This is a genomic window from Limnospira sp. PMC 289.06 (genome assembly GCF_032350395.1).
In the GTDB taxonomy this organism is placed as follows: domain Bacteria; phylum Cyanobacteriota; class Cyanobacteriia; order Cyanobacteriales; family Microcoleaceae; genus Limnospira; species Limnospira platensis.
The window spans coordinates 1-3,174 of record NZ_JARPLC010000175.1; the positions used below are offsets into that span (position 1 = coordinate 1).

At 48.5% G+C, this 3,174-nt stretch carries 1 protein-coding gene; it reads left to right on the forward strand.

The features are described 5' to 3' along the window. Nucleotides 1–164 precede the first annotated feature (164 nt). Complete coding sequence (locus tag P5674_RS22100) at nt 165–3,059, forward strand: DUF1156 domain-containing protein (protein ID WP_315670285.1); 2,895 nt, start codon at nt 165–167, stop codon at nt 3,057–3,059. Nucleotides 3,060–3,174: the final 115 nt, after the last annotated feature.

A 3,174-nucleotide genomic window follows, 5' to 3' on the forward strand; every position in this document is an offset into this window, starting at 1 on the left:
TATCCCTCTGACGCACCCTACGTTAACTCGGACCCGACCGGGATATAAATAAACCGCCCTCTGTGGCTGTCAATTCTCCCACCGGACCCCACCGGATAAATAGATGTGTGCGTTGGTTGACCCAAATTATGATATTTTGGGGGATTAGTTAAACACAGGTTGCCATGACCTACCGTAAGAAACTCATCGAAGTCGCCCTACCCCTCGAAGCCATTAATATGGAGTCGGCGCGGGAGAAGTCTATTCGCCACGGACACCCTTCGACCCTACATTTGTGGTGGTCGCGAAAACCGACGGCTACAGCTAGGGCGGTGCTTTGGGCTTCTTTGGTGGATGACCCCAGTAGTTGGCCGGAAAAATTCCCCACCCCGGAAGCACAAACCCAGGAAAGACAACGCCTTTTTGATATCTTAGCCCGAATTGTGGTCGATACGGATAACAAGGGGAAACAAAAACAGGTGGTGCGGGGTTTGGTGTCTTGGGATGATATCAAAGACCCCCAGGTTATTCAAGGGGCGCAAAGGGAGATAGCCCGCTGTTTGGCTTGGGGACGGGGTGAGAAACCCCCCACGACGGCGGAAGCTGTCCGAGACTATATCGCCCAGTATGCGCCGCCCGCCTATGACCCTTTTGCGGGAGGGGGGTCTATTCCCTTGGAGGCGCAACGGTTGGGGTTGGAAGCCCATGCTAGTGATTTGAACCCGGTGGCGGTATTGATTAACAAGGGGTTGATTGAAATTCCCCCTAAGTTTGCGAATTTACCGCCGGTGAATGGGGATGATAGAAAACGGACTAGGTTGGAGTCTTGGCACGGCGCGCAGGGGTTGGCGGCGGATGTGCGATATTATGGAACTTGGATGCGAGAAGCGGCTTTTAACCGGATTGGGGATTTATATCCGCCGGTGGAGTTGGGAAATGGGGAAAAAGCTACGGTTATTGCTTGGTTATGGGTGCGGACGGTGACTTGTCCTAACCCGGCTTGTGGTTGTCAAATGCCTTTGACGAGTAAGTTTCACCTTTCCACGAAGAAGGGAAAGGAGGCTTGGGTTGAGTATGCCATTAACCGGGAAACTAGCCCCCCCCAAGTTGATTTTGTGGTGAAGACGGAGGAGGGAAAACCACGGGAGGGGACGGTTAACCGCAAGGGGGCGGTTTGTCTGGCTTGTGGAGATTCTGTAAAGTTGGATTATGTGCGCTCAGAAGGTCGTGAGAAGCGCATGGGGGCTCAATTAATGGCTATTGTGGCAGAAGGAAAGAATGGCAGGATTTATTTACCACCCACCAAACAACAGGAAAATATTGCTTTTTCCGCTCAACCTACATGGCAGCCGGACACTGAGTTAGTGAATAATTCTCGTCACATGACTCCTGTTATTTATGGCATGACAAAATATGCTGATTTATTCACCTCCCGTCAATTGGTGGCTTTAACTACTTTTAGTGATTTGGTCGGGGAAGCGAAAGATAAGGCGTTTCAAAATGCCCTGGCTGTAGGGTTATCCGATGATGATATTCCCTTGTATAAGGGAGGGAATGGCGCTAGGGCTTATAGTGAAGCGATCGCAATTTATTTAGCCTTTGCTTTGGATAAATCGGCTGATTATTGGTCTAATATTTGTAGCTGGCATTCAGGACGAGATACTATTCGTAATACCTTTGGAAGGCAAGCAATTCCTATGATTTGGGATTTTGCAGAAGCTAATCCCATGAGTGAGGGAACAGGTAATTTTAATGGTGCGATTGATTGGGTTATAAAAGTTATTGAAAATCATGATAATGTCAATGTTGCAGCCCATGTATTTCAACAGGATGCTCAAGTCAGCCATAAAAACGACGACATCCCCAAAATCATCTCAACCGACCCGCCCTATTATGACGCTGTACCCTATGCGGATTTATCGGACTTTTTCTATACATGGCTGCGTCAATCTTTGGGGGCAATTTACCCTGATATTTGCAGCACCCTGTTAGTGCCGAAAGCTAATGAAATGGTGGCGGATAACTTTCGGCATGGTAGCAAACCAAAAGCCAAAGAATTTTTTGAATCGGGGCTGATAAAAGTGTTTCATCGCCTCTATAAACTGAATCATCACGATTACCCATTAACCGTTTATTATGCCCTGAAACAAACAGAAACCGACGATAAAGATAAGGTTGCTTCTACGGGTTGGGAAACCATTTTAGAAGGGTTAATGCAGGCTAACTTTAGCATTGGTGGAACCTGGCCGTTGCGAACCGAATTGAGTAACCGCATGAGAGGACAGGCATCAAACGCCCTAGCTTCTTCTATATTGTTAGTGTGTCGTCCGCGTGGGGAGAATGCGCCGAAAACCACGCGCCGCCAATTCCTCAAGGAAATCAAAAGAGACCTTCCCCAAGCCCTAAAGACATTGCAACAGGGAAATATCGCCCCCGTTGACCTAGCCCAAGCCAGTATAGGACCAGGTATGGCGGTATATAGTAAATATAGCGCCGTTTTAGAAAGCGATGGCAGCCAGTTAACAGTCCGTAGCGCCCTGCAATTAATTAATCAACTCCTGGACGAATACCTGAGCGACCAAGAAGGGGAATTTGATAGCGATACCCGTTGGGCGTTAACATGGTTTCAACAATACCAATATAACCCCGCACCATATGGGGAAGCCGAAACCCTTTCCAAGGCGAAAAACATCAGCATAGAAGGCTTAGAAACCGGGGGAATTTTAACCGCGAAAGCCGGTAAAGTCCGGTTGCTGAAAAGGGAGGAATTTCCCCAGGACTGGACTCCGACGAAAGAGGCGCGTCTTCCCCACTGGAGACTGGCGCAAAACCTAATTCAGCGACTCCTAGAAAAGGGAGAAATGGGGGCGGCGGAATTGCTGTCGAAGCTGAAACAACAGGAAACGGAGGTAGAAATAGTCAGGGACCTAGCCTACCGTCTGTATAACCTATGCGATCGCAAAGGTTGGTCATCGGAGGCGATCGCCTATAATAGTCTAGTAGTATCCTGGCCGGAAATCACCCGTTTATCTAGTGAGTATGCAGCCAAGCCCACACAAGGACAATTGTTCAATAATTAATAATAGTAGGGGCGGGTTCTGCTGTCAATTCTGGGACCCCACCGGGATATAAATAAACCCGCCCGACCCCACGGGATAATTGATATAGCGTTTCTGATATTCATAAGGTATAGCC